A 761-nucleotide genomic window follows, 5' to 3' on the forward strand; every position below is an offset into this window, starting at 1 on the left:
CTTGCGGGATGAAAAACTAACCCCCATGTTAGTTTGGGAGCATACAAAGAGAGATATTAAACAAAGCAAAAACGGATTTATTGTTTTTGACGATAGTATTTTAGACTAGAATCATTCTCGACACATTGAATCAGTTCGTTGGCAATATAGTGGAAATACACATGGGGTTGTGCGTGGTATTGGTCTAGTAAATTGCATTTATATTAATCCTGAAACGAAGGAATTTTGGCTTATTGATTATCGTATCTTTGATCCAGCACGTGACGGTAAAAGCAACGTTGATCATCTACAAGATATGCTTAAAAATGCTATATATTCTAAGCAGATAATCTTTACAACAGTTCTGGTTGATACATGGTATGCAAGTAATAAATTCATGTTATTTGTCCATGATTTAGGAAAGTACTTTTACTGTCCTATTAAACGAAATCGTTTGGTAAGGCCCGCTGGTGTCAAGAAACACTATGAGGCTGTTACTGAGCTTAGCTGGACTGAAGAGGAACTAAAACTTGGTAAAATAATTCGGCTGAAGGGAATGCCTAGTGATTTTTATATGAAACTGTTTCGCGTGCCTGTTTCTACCAACAGGACCGATTATGTGGCCACTAACGACCCATCTCAACACTGCAGTCAAGACACTCAAAATGTGTGTGCTATGCGCTGGTATATTGAGCAGTTTCATCGGGAAATTAAACAGCTAACTGGCGTCGAAAAATGCGAGGGTCGAAAGCAACGTATACAGAGAAATCATATTGCTTGCG

Annotated in this window: 1 pseudogene; it reads left to right on the forward strand. The window is 38.4% G+C overall.

Annotated features, from left to right (window positions below):
* Window positions 1-761: pseudogene (locus E1O47_RS12110) on the forward strand (IS701 family transposase); the annotation flags it as partial.

It is taken from the genome of Legionella yabuuchiae (genome assembly GCF_900640115.1).
GTDB lineage: Bacteria > Pseudomonadota > Gammaproteobacteria > Legionellales > Legionellaceae > Legionella_A > Legionella_A yabuuchiae.